Genomic DNA, 14474 nt, shown 5'->3' on the forward strand with positions numbered 1-14474 from the left:
CCCGAGGAGGACGCCCTGAGCGCCGACACCGCCCTCGACCTGGCGGAACTCTTCCGCGCCCACCGGCCCGGCCTGGTCCGGCTCGCCGTGCTGCTGCTCGGCGACCGCGCGCTGGCCGAAGACGTCGTGCAGGACGCCTTCGTCGCGCTGGTCCGGCGCCCGCCGCTCGCCGACCCCGCCGCGGCGGGCGGCTACCTGCGCGTCTCCGTCGTCAACGGTGCCCGCTCCGCCCAGCGCCGCGCGGCCGTGCGGCTGCGGCACCGGCGGGCCGAACGGGACGACGGCCCGCCCGCCGACGCCGGCGCCCTGCTCGGCGAGGAACACCGCGAGGTGCTCGCGGCGGTGCGGCGGCTGCCGCGGCGCCAACGGGAGGTGCTCGTGCTGCGGTACTGGTCCGGCCTCTCCGAAGCCGAAATCGCCCACACGCTGGGCGTCTCCCGCGGCACGGTCAAGACCTGCGCGTCCCGCGCGCTCGCGAAACTGGAAGGACAGCTCCGATGACCGACGTCGAAACCCGGCTGCGCGCCGCTTTCGAGGCCCTCGCCGACAGCGTCGAGGTCGAGCCCGCGGACGTCCCGGCCCCGCGGCGGCGGGTGCTCGTGCCGGCTCTGGTGGCGGCCGTCGTCCTGCTGCTGGCCGGCGCGACCTTCGTCGCGAGCCGGGACGATCCGCGCCCCGCGACGCTCGTGCCCGCGGTGTCGCTGCCGCGCCAAACCCACGGCTTCCTGCCGAACTTCGCGCTCACCACCCACTGCGGCGTCGACGAGATGCAGAGCGGCCTGAACTTCTTCGAGGCCGAACACCCGCTGTACGGCCCGAACGGCGGCGCGCCCGCGGGCTGGGGCGACCCCTACCAGGAGGGGACGATGTACTTCACCGAGCCGGGCGCCATGGAATTCCGCGACAACCTCGGCCACACCGTGCGGTTCCGGATCCGCCCCGGCGCGACGGCGTTCAAGCACACCTGCGCAGTGCCGTGAGGAACGCGTCCGTCGTCGCGCGGGCGCGGACGGCCAGGCGCAGGTGGTCCGGGCCGAGTCCCGGGAACGTGTCTCCCCGGCGGACCGCGTAGCCCGCCTCCCGCAGCCGCGCCCGCACCGAAGCGCCGTCCGGAACCCTTACCAGCACGAACGGGCCGCGCGGGTCGCCCAGTACCGGGACGCCCGCGTCCGCCAGGCCGGACACCAGGTACTCGCGGTCCGATTCCGCCGCGATCGCCAGCTTTTCCGCTTCCTCCAACGCGGGCGGACGGCAGCACGCCACCGTCGCCACGCCGGCCAAAGTGGACACCGACCACGGCACCTGCACCGCCCGCAGCCGCTCGATGACGTCCGCCGGCGCGAGCACGTACCCCGCCCGCAGCCCGGCCAGGCCCCACGTCTTCGTCAGGCTGCGCAACACGACGACGCCCGGGACACCGGCGGCCAGGCTCTCGCTTTCGCCGGGGACCGCGTCCAGGAACGCCTCGTCGACCACCAGCAGCCGCCCGGGACGGGCCAAAGAACGCAGTGAAGCCGCCGGGTGCAGCACCGACGTCGGGTTCGTCGGGTTGCCCACGAACACCAGGTCGGCGTCATCCGGGACGAGCGCCGGATCCAGCACGAAACCGTCCTCTTCGGACAGGATCACGCGTGAGACGGCGTGGCCGGCGGCCCGGAGTGCCGCTTCCGGCTCGGTGAATTGGGGGTGCACGACCACGGCGTGCCGGGGTCGCAACGCCGAAGCCAGCAGCGTAAAGGCTTCGGCGGCACCCGCGGTGACCAGGACTTCCGACGGGGAACGGCCGTGGCGCGCGGCAACAGCGCGTTCAGCATCCACAGTGGACGGATAAGCCGCCAGGGAATCCAAAGCGGACGTCAGCTCCTGCCGCAGCCACGCGGGTGGCCGCGGCAGCCGGACGTTCACGGCGAGGTCGACCAGCCCCGGCCCGACTTCGCGGTCGCCGTGGTGGTGCAGGTCGTAGTCAGGCATAAGCCCGGACCCGGGCCGCGAACCGCTGGGCCAGCTCGGGATACCCGGCCCAGTGGACGTGCAGGTAGGACGCGTGCAGCGTCGGCGACGCGAAGCCGTCCAGCTGCCGATCCCAGCCCCAGGCCGCCGACGCGCCGTGCGACGGCGTCACCTCGGTGCGGTGGAACTCGTGCCCGGTGACGCGCTGCCCGGCCGTGGCCAGGACGTTGTCCTCGACGGCGACCGCGCGCCGGTAGCCGAGCTTGCCGCGCGCGGTCATCTTCGCGTCCGCCGGCACCGCGCCCACCATCGGCACGCCGTCCAGCGACTGGCACAGGTACAGCAGCCCCGCGCACTCCGCGCTCACCGGCATACCCCGGGAGATCGCCGAAGCCACCTCGGCGCGCAACGCGGTGTTCGCCGACAGCTCCGCCGCGTGCACCTCGGGGAACCCGCCGCCGAAGTACAGCCCGGCACAGCCGTCGGGCAAGGCCTGGTCCCGCAATGGGTCGACGTCGACCACGTCGACCCCGCAGGCGGCCAGCAGTTCGACGTTCTCGGTGTAGCGGAAGGTGAACGCCGGTCCGCCCGCGGCCGCGACCGTCACGCGTGGACCGTCCACACCGGACGGTTCCCACGGCGGCGAGGAAAGCGATGACGCGGCCGAAGCGATCCGGACGATCGCTTCGAGGTCCACGCCGTCCCGCACCCACGCGGCCAGCGACGGCAGCACCCGCTCGGCCTCCGACGCGCGTTCCGCCGCCGGGACCAGCCCGAGGTGCCGGCTCGGCGCGTGGATCTCTTCGTTGCGGTACAACGCCCCCAGCAGCGGGACGCCGGTGGCCTCCAGCGCGGAAGCGATCTCGTCGAGGTGCCGCTGCGAACCGAGCTTATTGAGGATGACCCCGGCCAGCCGCACGCGCGTGTCGTAGGACGCGAACCCGAGCACGGTCGCCGCGACGCTGCGCGACGCCGCCGACGCGTCCACCACCAGCACCACCGGCGCGTCGAGCAGCCGGGCGACGTGCGCGGTCGAGGCGTAGCCCTCGGTGCCCAGCGCACCGTCGAACAGGCCCATCACGCCTTCGATGACGGCGATGTCGGCACCGGCGGAACCGTGGCGCAGCAACGGAATCAAGAGGTCTTCGCCCTGCAGGAACGGGTCCAGGTTGCGCGCGGGGCGCCCGGTCGCCAGGGCGTGGTAGCTCGGGTCGATGAAGTCGGGCCCGACCTTGTGCCCGGAGACGCGGTGCCCGGCCTCGCGCAGCGCCGCCATCAGCCCGGCGGCGATCGTGGTCTTGCCGTGCCCCGAACCGGGCGCGGCGACGACCACGCGCGCTACCACTCGATCCCCCGCTGGCCCTTCTGGCCGGCGTCCATCGGGTGCTTGACCTTGGTCATCTCGGCCACCAGGTCGGCGGCTTCGACCAGCTCCGGCGGCGCGTACCGGCCGGTGATGACGACGTGCTGGTGCCCGGGCCGCGAGACCAAAGCGGACACGACGTCGTCCACCTCTAGCCAGCCCCATTTGAGCAGGTAGGAGAATTCGTCGAGGACGTAGAAGTCGTGCGTCTCGGCGGCGAGCCGGCGCTTGATCTCCGCCCAGCCTTCCCGTGCGTTCGTCGCGTGGTCCTCCTCGGTGCCGGACTTGCGCGCCCAGCTCCAGCCCTCGCCCATCTTGTGCCACTCGACCGGCCCGCCTTCGCCGGTGTCGTCGTGCAGCTTGCCCAGCGCGCGGAACGCGGCTTCCTCGCCGACGCGCCACTTAGCCGACTTGACGAACTGGAACACGCCGATCGACCAGCCCTGGTTCCAGGCCCGCAACGCCATCCCGAACGCGGCCGTCGACTTGCCCTTCATCTCGCCGGTGTGCACGGCGAGCAACGGCCGGTTGCGGCGCTGGCGTGTGGTCAGCCCGTCGGCCGGGACGACTTCCGGTTTGCCTTGGGGCATCAGGCGGCCTTCCCGGTCCGGGCGCGGACGGCGCTCGCGAGGGAATCGGCGGCGACCTCGCCCAGCGGCACGTGCTCGGCGCCGAGGTGGGCGGCGAGGTCGGCGGCCAGGCCGAGCCGCATCTTGCCGCTCTCGCAGTCCATGACGATGGCGGTGACCCCGGCGAGCAGCCCGGCCGCGGCCTGGGCGCGCGCGACGGCGTCGGGGCCGCTGGTGGCGCGGCCGTCGGTGACGACGACCAGCAGCGGACGGCGCCGCGGGTCGCGGATCTCCTCGACGCGCAGCACCCGCGCGGCCTCCAGGAGGCCTTCCGCGAGCGGCGTCCGGCCGCCGGTCGGCAGGCTTTCGAGGCGGGACGCGGCCGCGTCGACGCTGATCGTCGGCGGCAGCGCGAGCTCGGCGGCGTTGCCGCGAAAGGTGACGAGCCCAACCTTGTCGCGGCGCTGGTAGGCGTCGAGCAGCAGCGACAGCACCGCGGACTTGACCTCGCGCATCCGTGCCTTCGCGCCCATCGAGCCGGACGCGTCGACGCAGAACAGCACGAGGTTGCCTTCGCGGCCTTCGCGCAGGGCGAAGCGGAGGTCCTGACGGCGCAGCTTCAACCCGGCGCCGTCGCGGCCGCGGGCCTTCTGGTGCGGTGCCGCGGCTTTCACGGTCGCGACCAGGTGCGGCCGCCCGTCCCGGACGCTCGGGGGCTGGACACCGATGGTGCGTCCGCTGTCGGTGATCGCGCGCGAGCGACGTCCTCGTTCGCCTTCGCCCATGCCCTTGACGCGGAACACGCGGGCCTTGAACGTCTCGCCGGCGCCGACGGTCTTCTGCTGCCCGCCGTTCTGCTTCTGCTGCGGCTCGCCCTGCGGCGCGTCTCCCTGCGGGACTTCTTGCGGCGCTTCGTCCGGCGTCGAACCGGATCCGGGGCCGTCGTCTTCGGGGCCCGGCTCCGGGGGCTGGGCGTCCTGAAGGGCCTGCTCCAGCTGCTCTTCCGAGATTCCGGGTGCGTCGAAGGGGTTCCGGCGGCGCCGGTGCGGCAGGGCGAGCCGCGCGGCGACGCGGACGTCGTCGGTGGTCACCTCGTCGCGCCCGGCCCAGGCCGCGTGCGCGACCGCGGTGCGTGCGGTGACGATGTCCGCGCGCATGCCGTCGACCTCGAAGGACGCGCAGATCTCGGCGATCTGACGCAGGGCGTCGTCGGGCAGCTTGACGGCGGGCAGCAGCTTCTGCGCCGACTCGATTTCCTCGGCGAGGCGGGCATCTTCGTCGGCGTACTGCGCGGCGAAACCGTCCGGGTCGGCCTCGTAGGCGAGGCGGCGCCGGACGACCTCGACGCGCTGCTCCGGATCGCGGCTGGACGCGACCTCGACGGTCAGGCCGAACCGGTCGAGCAGCTGCGGCCGCAGCTCGCCTTCCTCGGGGTTCATGGTGCCGATGAGCACGAACCGCGCGGCGTGCGACACGGAGACGCCCTCGCGCTCGACGGTCGCGCGGCCCATCGCGGCGGCGTCGAGCAGGGTGTCGACGAGGTGGTCGTGGAGCAGGTTGACCTCGTCGACGTAGAGCAGCCCGCGGTGCGCGGCGGCCAGGAGGCCGGGCTGGTAGTCCGTGACGCCTTCGCCCAGCGCGCGTTCCAGGTTCAGCGAGCCGACGACGCGGTCCTCGGCCGCGCCGACCGGCAGTTCGACCAGCTTCGCCGGGCGCCGGTGGCTCTTCGCGCCCTCGTGCGGGCCGTCCGGGCAGAGGGGGTCGGGCGCCGCGGGATCGCAGGAGAACCGGCAGCCGTCCACGACGTCGACGCCCGGCAGCAGCCCCGCGAGCGCCCGGACGATGGTCGACTTCGCCGTGCCCTTCTCACCACGCACCAGCACCCCGCCGACAGCGGGGGAGATCGAGGAGAGGACCAGCGCCAGGCGCAGGTCCGGCAGCCCGACGACGGCGGTGAACGGGTACGGCTTCAACAGCACTCCTCCAGGTCGGCGACCGGCCGATCATCGCACAGCGCCGGGCTCGCTTAGGGTGGGAAATCGTGCGCGAAAAATCACGGTTGACGGTGGTGGGAATCGGGGCGGATGGCTGGTCCGGCTTGGCGGAACAGGCCCAGGCCCTGGTGCTCGGCGCCGACGTGGTCCTCGGCGCGCCGCGGCAGCTGGCGTACCTGCCATCCGACGTTCCTTGCGAGCCTTGGCCGTCGCCGTTGCTGCCCGGGCTCGACGCGGTCATCGCGGAGCACGAAGGACAGCGCATCTGCGTCCTGGCCAGCGGAGATCCGTTTTTGTCGGGGGTCGGCACCACACTGGTGGCCCATGGATACGAAGTCGAGGCGCTGCCGGCGCTCTCGTCGGTGACCCTGGCCCGGGCCCGGCTGGGCTGGTCCGCCGAGGAGACCGAGGTGGTGACGCTCGTCGGCCGGTCGTCGGCCCGGGTCGCGCGGGTGCTGGCGCCGGGGCGGCGGGTGCTCGTCCTGGGTGCCGACGCGGCGGCGTTGCGCTCGCTGCTGACCGTGCGCGGGTACGGCGAGAGCGAGCTGTTCGCGCTGGAGAACCTGGGCGGGCCGGACGAGCGCATCACCGACGGCTGGGCCGGCGAACCCGGGCCGCTGACGGTGTTCGCGCTGACGTGCGAGGGCCCGGCGCTGCCGTTGATCGGCATCCCGGACGACGTGTACTCCCACGACGGCCAGCTGACCAAGCGCGACCTGCGCGTCTCGGCGCTGGCGCGGCTCGCGCCGAGCCCCGGCGAGCTGCTGTGGGACGTCGGGGCGGGCGCGGGCAGCGTCGGGATCGAATGGTCGCGGCTGCACGAGCTGAACCGCGCCATCGCGGTCGAGCAGAACCCGGACCGCGCCGAGCGGATCGGCCGGAACGCGCTCGACCTGGGGGTCCCGGAGCTGCAGGTGGTGACGGGTCCGGCCCCGGAGTCGCTGAGCGCACTCCCGGCCCCGGACGCGATCTTCCTCGGCGGCGGCTTGACGGCCCCGGGCTTGCTGGACGCGTGCCTGGCGACGGGCGCGCGGCTGGTGGCGCACGGGGTGACGCTGGAGGCCGAGCGGATCCTCGGTGACCTGTACGCCGAGCGAGGTGGTGAACTGCTGCGGATCGCGGTCGAACGCGCCGCGCCGCTCGGCGGGTTCACCGGGTGGACCCCCGCCCGCACCGTGACGCAGTGGAGCAGCCAGTGACCGCCGCAACGCTCCGCCCGAGGGTCGCGGCAGACCGCTCGCCCGTGCCGGGTGGCGGCGGCCGATGACCACACTTCCGGCCGGTGCCGGTGGGCTCCGACCCGCACTCACCCCGCGGAGCAGCCGATGACCGTGCACTTCGTCGGGGCCGGGCCCGGGGCCGCGGACCTCATCACCGTGCGGGGCCGGGACCTGCTCGCCCGCTGCACCGTCTGCCTCTACCCCGGCAGCATGACCCCGCCCGACCTGCTCGCGTACTGCCCGCCGGGAGCAACGCTCGTCGACACCGCCGGCCTCAGCCTCGAAGAGATCGTCGGAAAGCTCGTCGACGCGCACAGGAGCGGCCACGAAGTCGTCCGGCTCTGCTCCGGGGATCCCTCCCTCTACAGCGCCGTCGCCGAGCAGGCCCGGCGGCTCGATGCCGAGAACGTCCCCTACGCCGTCGTGCCCGGTGTGCCCGCCTTCGCCGCTTCGGCCGCCGCGCTGAAGCGGGAGCTCACCGTGCCCGAAGTCGGGCAGAGCCTCGTCATCACCCGCGTCCAGGCGCGGTCCACCAAGATGCCGCCCCAGGAAACCCTCGCCGCCTTCGCCGCCACCGGGGCGACGCTCGCGCTGCACCTCGCGATCAACCACGTCGAGCGCGTCACCGACGAACTCGTCCCGCATTACGGCGAGGACTGCCCCGTCGCCGTCGTCGCGCTCGCGACCCAGCCTGGGGAGACCGTCGTGCGCGGGGTGCTCGGCGAACTCCCCCGCCTGGTGCGCGAAGCCGGGATGACGCGCGCTGCCACCATCTTCGTCGGCCGGGTGCTCGCCGCCGCGGGCTTTCCGGACAGCTTCCTCTATTCCAGTGCCCGCGACCGGGCGAACCAACCGGAGTCGTTGTGACCGAATTGCGTTGGGGCCTGCTGGCCGCCGGGACCATCGCCGCCCACTTCGCCGCGGGCGTCGACGAGAGCAAGCACGGCACGCTCACCGCCGTCGCCGCGCGCAACGGCGACCGCGCCCGCGAGTTCGCCACCCGCTTCGAGATCCCCAAGGCCTACGGCAGCTACGAAGACCTCCTCGCCGACCCGGACATCGACGCCGTCTACGTGTCGACGCCGCACGCGCTGCACAAGGAATGGGCCATCGCCGCGGCCGAAGCGGGCAAGCACGTCCTCTGCGAAAAGCCCCTGACGCTCACCGCCGCCGACGCCGAAGAGGTGATCGCCGCCGCCCGCGCGCACGACGTCTTCCTCATGGAGGCGTTCATGTACCGCCTGCACCCGCAGACCCGGCGGCTGGTCGAGCTGATCGCGAGCGGCGCGATCGGCGAAGTCCGCGCGGTCGACACGACGTTCTCCTTCGACAGCAACCCGGAGGAGACCGCGCGCCTCGGCGACCCCGCGCTCGGCGGTGGCGGGATCCTCGACGTCGGCTGCTACTGCACGTCCCTGGCGCGGCTGGTCGCCCAGGCCGCCACCGGACAGGACGTCGTCGAGCCCACCGAAGTCAGCGGGATGGCCCACCTGAGCGGGCAAGGCGTCGACAAGTACGCCACCGGCCTGCTGCGCCTGCCCGGCGACATCCTCGCGACGATCTCCTGCGGCATCCGGCTGACCCGCGAGGACGGCATCCGCGTGTTCGGCACGCGCGGGCAGCTCCACATCCCGCAGCCGGCGTGGATCCACCCGCTGCGCAAGCCCGGCGTCTCCCGGATCGTCCTGACCCCGGCCGACGGCGAGCCCGAGATCATCGAGGTCGAAGCGACCCAGGGGGTCTTCGCGCGCGAAGCGGACCACGTCGCCACGCACGTCGGCGACCGGCAGGCACCCGAGCTGACCTGGGCCGAGACGCTGGCCAACATGCGCACGCTCGACCGGTGGCGCGAGGCCGTCGGGTACGGAAAGTGATCCTCATCCTCGGCGGCACCGGCGAAGCGCGAAAACTGGCCGAAGACCTCGTACGCAACGAAGTCCGCGTCGTGTCTTCGCTGGCCGGCCGCGTCGCGCGGCCGAGGCTCCCGGTCGGCGAAGTGCGCGTAGGCGGCTTCGGTGGCCCGGAAGGTCTCGCGGCCTGGCTGCGCGAGAACGACGTGAAAGCCGTCGTGGACGCGACGCACCCCTTCGCCGAGCGCATCGGCGCGAACGCGGCGAAAGCGGCCGAGCAGACGCGAACTCCCCTGCTGAGGCTCGCCCGGCCCGGGTGGGAAGCGGGCGAACACGACGTCTGGCACTGGGCCGACGACCTCGAAGACGCCGCGAAAAAGCTGCCCGAGCTGGGCGAACGCGTCTTCCTCACCAGCGGCCGCCAGGGCCTCCCGGCCTTCGCGCACCTCGACGACCTGTGGTTCCTGATCCGCTGCGTCGACCCGCCCGAGCCGCCGCTCCCCCGCCGGCACGAACTGATCCTCGCCCGCGGGCCCTACGAGGTAGCCGCCGAACGCGAGCTGCTCGAGCGGGTGGACGTCCTGGTCACCAAGGACTCCGGCGGCACGCAGACCAGCGCGAAGCTCACGGCGGCGCGCGAACTGGGCAAACCCGTCCTGCTGGTCCGGCGGCCGCCGAGGCCCAGCACCGAGGCCGCCGCGACCGTGGCCGAAGCCGTCGAATGGGTCCTGAGCCGATGAGCGAAGAGTTCTACGAGGTCCTGCGCAAACGCCGCGACGTCCGCGGCGAGTTCACCGGCGAGCCGATTCCTGAGGCCACCCTGCTGAGGATCCTCGAAGCCGCCCACGCCGCCCCCAGTGTCGGGCTCACCCAGCCCTGGGACTTCGTGCTGGTCGACGACCACGCCACGCGCGAGACGTTCGCGAAGCACGTCCACGAGGAGCGCGAGGTGTTCGCGGAGCAGCTCACCGAAGACCGCGCGAGCACCTTCGCGAACATCAAGATCGAGGGCATCCTCGAAGCGAGCCTCGGCATCGTCGTCACCTACGACCCGGCCCGCGGCGCGCCCGACGTCCTCGGCCGGCACGCCATCGCCGACGCCGGCCTCTACTCGGTGTGCCTCGCCATCCAGAACCTGTGGCTCGCCGCGACCGCCGAGGGCCTCGGCGTCGGCTGGGTCAGCTTCTACCGCGAGCCGTTCCTCGGCGGGCTGCTCGGCATCCCGGACGGCATCCGGCCGGTCGCGTGGCTCTGCGTCGGGCCGGTGAGCAAGCTGGAAACGGTGCCCGACCTGGAGCGCCACGGGTGGCGCAGCCGCCGTCCCCTGGCCGGGGCGCTCCACCACGGGCGCTTCACGCCGCGTGACCCGGGGGTTGCGTCAGCCGCCGACGTCTGACCCGTTAGCGTTGCGCCGATGCGTCTGATTGCCGTAGCGCTGGGGTTGCTCTCGGCCTTGTGCGCGCTGGCTTTCCCCTTCCTGCCGGTGGTGCAGGACACGGCGGAGGTCGTCTGGCCGACCGGCAGCGACACCCGCTCCGTCAACGCGCCCTTGACCGGGTACTGGGCCCAGGACCTGCGCGCCGAGCTGCCGTGCGCGGCGATCCGCTCGGTGGACGCCCGCACGACCGGTCCCGGCCTGCTCTTCGCCACCGTGCCGGACGGCCGCACCGACCCGAAGGCCGGCAACGGCGTCGGCCTGCAGCTGCGCATCGACAACGGCGTGCTGCTCGCCTCCAGCCAGGGCCAGCAGATCGCCCAGCAGCCGCTCCCGGCCGAGAAGTGCGACGTCGAGCTGGACGTCGACGCGACGCAGATGACCCTCGCCGTGGCCGGGACGCCGGTGTTCCACGCGAACGGCGACGTCCGGCCCCGCGTGGTCGGCATCTACTCCTCGATCAACTCGAGCCGGGACCCGATCGCCGGGCTGCACGTCTCGGTCGTGCCGGACACGCGCTACCAGACGTCGCCGACCGCGCTGAAGATCGGCGTCGGCGTGCTCGCCGTGCTGTCGCTGATCGGCTGCATGATCGCGGTCTGGCGCCGCGACTCCGGCTCCGCGAGACGCGCGCCGCGCTGGGCGCCGGTCGGCTGGTGGCGGCTGACGCTGCGGGACGCCACGGTGATCGCCGCGCTCGGCGCGTGGGTCTTCATCGGGCCGGTGACCTCGGACGACGGCTACATCCTGACGATGGCCCGGGTCACCGAGCAGACCGGGTTCCTCACGAACTACCACCGCTGGTTCGGGGTCGCCGAGGCGCCGTTCGGCTGGTTCTACCACGTCTTCGAGCTGATGGCGCACGTCAGCGTGGTCCCGCCGTGGATCCGGCTGCCGTCGTTCCTGCTCGGCGTGCTCAGCTGGCTGCTGATCAGCCGCGAGGTGATGCCGCGCCTCGGCACCCAGATCCGCACCAGCCGCCCGGCCAGCTGGGCCGCGGCGACGGTGTTCCTGATCTGGTGGATGCCCTACAACAACGGCGTCCGCCCCGAACCGGTGGCCGCGCTCGGCTCGCTGCTGGCGATCTGCGCGGTGGAGCGCACGCTGGTGACGCGCCGGCTGCTGCCGCTGTGCCTCGGCCTGACCGCGGCCGGGTTCACCCTGGCCGCGACGCCGACCGGGCTGATCGCGGTGGCGCCGTACCTGGTCGCCGCGCGCCCGCTGTTCAAGCTGATCCGCCAGCGCGCGAACGAGAACGGCTGGCTGCCGGTGCTCGCGCCGGTCGCCGCGGCCGGGCTGCTGGTGCTGGTCGCGGTGTTCGCCGACCAGACGTTCGCGACCGTCCAGGAGGCGACCCGGATCCGGACCCAGGTGGGCCCGAACCTGTCGTGGTTCCAGGAGCTCGCCCGCTACCAGCTGCTGTTCGCCGACCTGCCGGACGGCTCGGCGCCACGCCGCTTCCCGGTGCTCCTGGTCGTGCTGTGCACCGCCACCTGCCTGGTGATGCTGCTGCGCCGCGGCCGCATCCCCGGCGCGGCGCTCGGCCCCGCGCGCCGTCTGATCGGCACGACGGCGCTGTTCTTCCTGCTGCTGGCCCTGACGCCGACGAAGTGGACGCACCACTTCGGCGCGTTCGCCGCGGTCGGCGCGTCGATGGCGGCGCTGGCCGCGCTCGCGACCAGCTCGACCGTGCTGCGGTCCAAACGCAACCGCGCGGCCTTCCTCGCCGCGCTGCTGGTGGTCGCCGCGCTCGCCGCGACCGGGCCCAACACGTACTGGTTCGTCTCGCGCCTCGGCGTCCAGTGGACGAACGTGGCGCCGTCGATCGGCGGCATCGGGCTGTCCACGATCCTGCTGGTGGCCGCGGCCGTCGCCGGGATCTACGCGTTCGTCGAGAACGTCCGCGCGCACCGGCCGGGCCTGCCGGCCCAGCCGCAGGAGGGCAGGCTGCGCGCGCTGCGGCTCGGGTCGCTGTCGCTGGTGGTGGTCTGCGGCCTGGTGGCGGGCGGCGAGTTCGTCACGATGGCGTGGGCGATCCACAACCAGGCCGGCAGCTACAGCCTCGGCGCGGCGAACATCGGGCACCTGTTCGGCAAGAGCTGCAACCTCTCCGACCACGTCATGGTCGAGCGCGACGCGGCGACGAGCATCCTGCACCCGCAGGCCGAGCAGCGGACGGTCGCGGAGAAGCCCAAGGAGCCCGACTCCCCGCTGCCGAACCCCGACCAGGACAACGGCCGCGTCCAGACCGGCTTCCACACCCGCGCGGTCGACGACAAGGACCCGCTGGCCGAGCCGCCGCACGGGTTCACGCCGGAGACCGTGCCGATGTGGTCGAGCTACCTCGACCAGGAGACGCGCGCGGGCCGCCTGCGCAGCGACTGGTACGCGCTGACGGAGAAGCCGGCGGACGGCCAGATCGTGGTGGCCACGGCCGGCGCCGCCCGCCGCCCGACGTCGGTGAGCCTCGACTACGGCGTCAACACGCCGGAGGGCGTGAAGGTGCTGCGCAGCCAGTTCATGCTCCCGCCGGGCTCGGGCACGGGCGGCTGGAACGACACGCGCATCAACCTGCGCGACCTGCCCGCGGAGACGAACGCGGTCCGCATCAACATCGTCGACAACGACCTGACGGAGGACGGCTGGATCGCGGCGTCGGCCCCGCGCGTCCCGACGTTCACGACGCTGACGGACAAGATCGGCTCGAAGCCGGTGTACGTCGACTGGCCGGCGTCGTTCGTGTACCCGTGCGTCCAGCCGGTGACGTCCCACGACGGGATTTCGCAGGTGCCGGAGTACCGCATCACGGCGGGCGGCCTGGCGGACGAGGCGGAGTGGGCGTCCTCGACCAACGGCGGGCCGATCGGCTGGCTGGAGGAGCTGGCCGAGGAACCCGAGGTGCCGAGCTACCTGATCGGGCAGCCGAGCCAGTCGTGGGGCCAGCTGCTGCAGATCGAGCCGTTCACCGAAGGCATCGCGCCGACGGTGGTGCACGGGGAGAAGACCGTGCCGGGCTGGTGGTCCCCGGGCCCGGGCCCGAGCCAGCCGAACGGCAAGGACCCGACGCGCTAGGTCAGGTGTCGAGCAGCTCCGGGGCGAAGATCTCCTCGACCGTCCACCGGCGCTTCGACAGGCCCTGCTCGTGGTGGTAGCGCAGGAAAGTGTCGAGCTCCGACCGGTTCGCCGACACTCCGTACGGCCACCAGTCCTCGCCGAACAGCCGGTCGTTCTCCTCCATCAGCGCGTTGGCCCACGGCAGCATCACCGGTGCCTCGTACAGGCGGCGGAACTTCCGGTAGCGGTCCGCGCCGGCTTCCTTCGCGTCGTCGAAGGCGGTGTAGACGGCGCGCGCGAGTCCGGGGTTGGCCGCCAGCAGGTCCCGCCGGGCCACGACCGTGTGCATGATCGGGAAGTTCCCGGTCCGGCGGTAGTAGTCCCGTTCGACCGTTTCGTAGTCGGGGAACAGCCGGGTGATGTTCGGGGAGCCGTCCAGGAACGGCTGCGGGACGTTGGCGGTGAACAGGGCGTCGATCTCACCGGACTCGAGCATCCCCGACAGCGCCCGGCCTTCGGGCGCGGTCGTGATGTCGAGACCGTCCGGATGCGGGTGGCTGGTGAACTCGAACGGCGGCGCGGGGTGGTCCAGCCCGCCGATCACCCACCGGTTGGCTTCGGGCTTGAAGCCGTGTTCGTCGGCGAGGATGCCCTTCATCCAGACGCCGGGGTCCTGGCCGTAGACGCCGAACTCGCCGATGGTCTTGCCGACGAGGTCGGCGGGCCCGGTGATCCCGCTGCCCGCGTGGACGAACACGGCCGAGTGCCGAAACAGCCGCACCGGAAAGGCCGGGATGGCCACCAGCGGTACGCCCTGGTCCAGCGCCCGCAGGAAGAACGTCAGCCCGAACTCGGACACCTCCACCTCTTCGCGCGCCAGGCGTCCGAAGATCTCGGGCAAGGTGGCCGCGGTCGACATCGTCGTGCTGCCGGCCCCGGCCACCGTCACCGATCCGTCGAACAGGGCTTCGGTGTTGTCGTAACGGAAACTCCCGATCCGCAAGTCCATGTCGCTCCTTTCGTCGTACCTCCGATCATC

The 14474-nt window shown here is 72.8% G+C and carries 13 protein-coding genes; 8 read left to right on the forward strand and 5 right to left on the reverse strand.

The features are described from left to right. Positions 1-39: 39 nt before the first annotated feature. Both QSK39_RS00805 and QSK39_RS00810 read left to right on the forward strand, forming a co-directional pair. Complete coding sequence (locus QSK39_RS00805) at positions 40-501, forward strand: SigE family RNA polymerase sigma factor (RefSeq protein ID WP_285477891.1); 462 nt, start codon at positions 40-42, stop codon at positions 499-501. Then, positions 498-980, forward strand: a complete 483-nt coding sequence (locus QSK39_RS00810; RefSeq protein ID WP_285475730.1) for a hypothetical protein — start codon at positions 498-500, stop codon at positions 978-980. The genes QSK39_RS00805 and QSK39_RS00810 overlap by 4 nt, the downstream gene beginning before the upstream one ends. Here QSK39_RS00810 and cobC read toward each other — a convergent pair. From cobC to QSK39_RS00830, 4 genes are read right to left on the reverse strand one after another with little or no spacing between them, the layout of a single operon-like run. Next, positions 955-1971: an Rv2231c family histidinol phosphate aminotransferase CobC gene (gene cobC, locus QSK39_RS00815; protein WP_285475731.1), complete on the reverse strand. Its 1017-nt coding sequence runs from the start codon at positions 1969-1971 to the stop codon at positions 955-957. The genes QSK39_RS00810 and cobC overlap by 26 nt on opposite strands. Continuing rightward, on the reverse strand, positions 1964-3295 hold the full coding sequence (locus QSK39_RS00820) for a cobyrinic acid a,c-diamide synthase CobB (protein ID WP_285475732.1): 1332 nt from the start codon (positions 3293-3295) through the stop codon (positions 1964-1966). Before QSK39_RS00820 ends, cobC begins: the two co-directional genes overlap by 8 nt. Continuing rightward, the gene (gene cobO, locus QSK39_RS00825) at positions 3289-3903 is read right to left on the reverse strand and encodes a cob(I)yrinic acid a,c-diamide adenosyltransferase (protein ID WP_285475733.1); all 615 of its coding nucleotides are present in this window, start codon (positions 3901-3903) and stop codon (positions 3289-3291) included. The genes QSK39_RS00820 and cobO overlap by 7 nt, the downstream gene beginning before the upstream one ends. Then, positions 3903-5855, reverse strand: a complete 1953-nt coding sequence (locus QSK39_RS00830) for a putative cobaltochelatase (protein ID WP_285475734.1) — start codon at positions 5853-5855, stop codon at positions 3903-3905. Before QSK39_RS00830 ends, cobO begins: the two co-directional genes overlap by 1 nt. 68 nt (positions 5856-5923) lie before the next feature. On the opposite strand from QSK39_RS00830, the gene cbiE reads away from it, so the two are divergent. From cbiE to QSK39_RS00860, 6 genes are all read left to right on the forward strand, one after another. Next, positions 5924-7075, forward strand: coding sequence for a precorrin-6y C5,15-methyltransferase (decarboxylating) subunit CbiE (cbiE, locus tag QSK39_RS00835; RefSeq protein WP_285475735.1), 1152 nt, complete (start codon positions 5924-5926; stop codon positions 7073-7075). A gap of 126 nt (positions 7076-7201) precedes the next feature. After that, positions 7202-7963 (forward strand): precorrin-4 C(11)-methyltransferase, encoded by a 762-nt coding sequence (gene cobM / locus QSK39_RS00840; RefSeq protein ID WP_285475736.1) that lies wholly within the window; start codon positions 7202-7204, stop codon positions 7961-7963. Continuing rightward, positions 7960-8970 carry a Gfo/Idh/MocA family protein gene (locus tag QSK39_RS00845; protein WP_285475737.1) on the forward strand — a complete coding sequence of 337 codons (1011 nt, stop codon included), beginning with the start codon at positions 7960-7962 and terminating at the stop codon, positions 8968-8970. Before cobM ends, QSK39_RS00845 begins: the two co-directional genes overlap by 4 nt. Further along, on the forward strand, positions 8967-9686 hold the full coding sequence (locus tag QSK39_RS00850) for a cobalt-precorrin-6A reductase (RefSeq protein ID WP_285475738.1): 720 nt from the start codon (positions 8967-8969) through the stop codon (positions 9684-9686). The genes QSK39_RS00845 and QSK39_RS00850 overlap by 4 nt, the downstream gene beginning before the upstream one ends. After that, positions 9683-10342 carry a 5,6-dimethylbenzimidazole synthase gene (gene bluB / locus QSK39_RS00855; protein WP_285475739.1) on the forward strand — a complete coding sequence of 220 codons (660 nt, stop codon included), beginning with the start codon at positions 9683-9685 and terminating at the stop codon, positions 10340-10342. The genes QSK39_RS00850 and bluB overlap by 4 nt, the downstream gene beginning before the upstream one ends. Before the next feature lie 18 nt (positions 10343-10360). After that, a complete protein-coding gene (locus QSK39_RS00860; RefSeq protein ID WP_285475740.1) occupies positions 10361-13453 on the forward strand; it encodes an arabinosyltransferase domain-containing protein in 3093 nt (1030 codons plus the stop codon). 1 nt (position 13454) lies between these two features. Here the strand turns inward: QSK39_RS00860 and QSK39_RS00865 are convergent, their stop codons facing one another. Beyond that, positions 13455-14444 (reverse strand): substrate-binding domain-containing protein, encoded by a 990-nt coding sequence (locus QSK39_RS00865; protein ID WP_285475741.1) that lies wholly within the window; start codon positions 14442-14444, stop codon positions 13455-13457. Positions 14445-14474: the final 30 nt, after the last annotated feature.

It is taken from the genome of Amycolatopsis sp. NBRC 101858, from assembly GCF_030269325.1.
GTDB classification, from domain to species: Bacteria; Actinomycetota; Actinomycetes; order Mycobacteriales; family Pseudonocardiaceae; genus Amycolatopsis; species Amycolatopsis ponsaeliensis.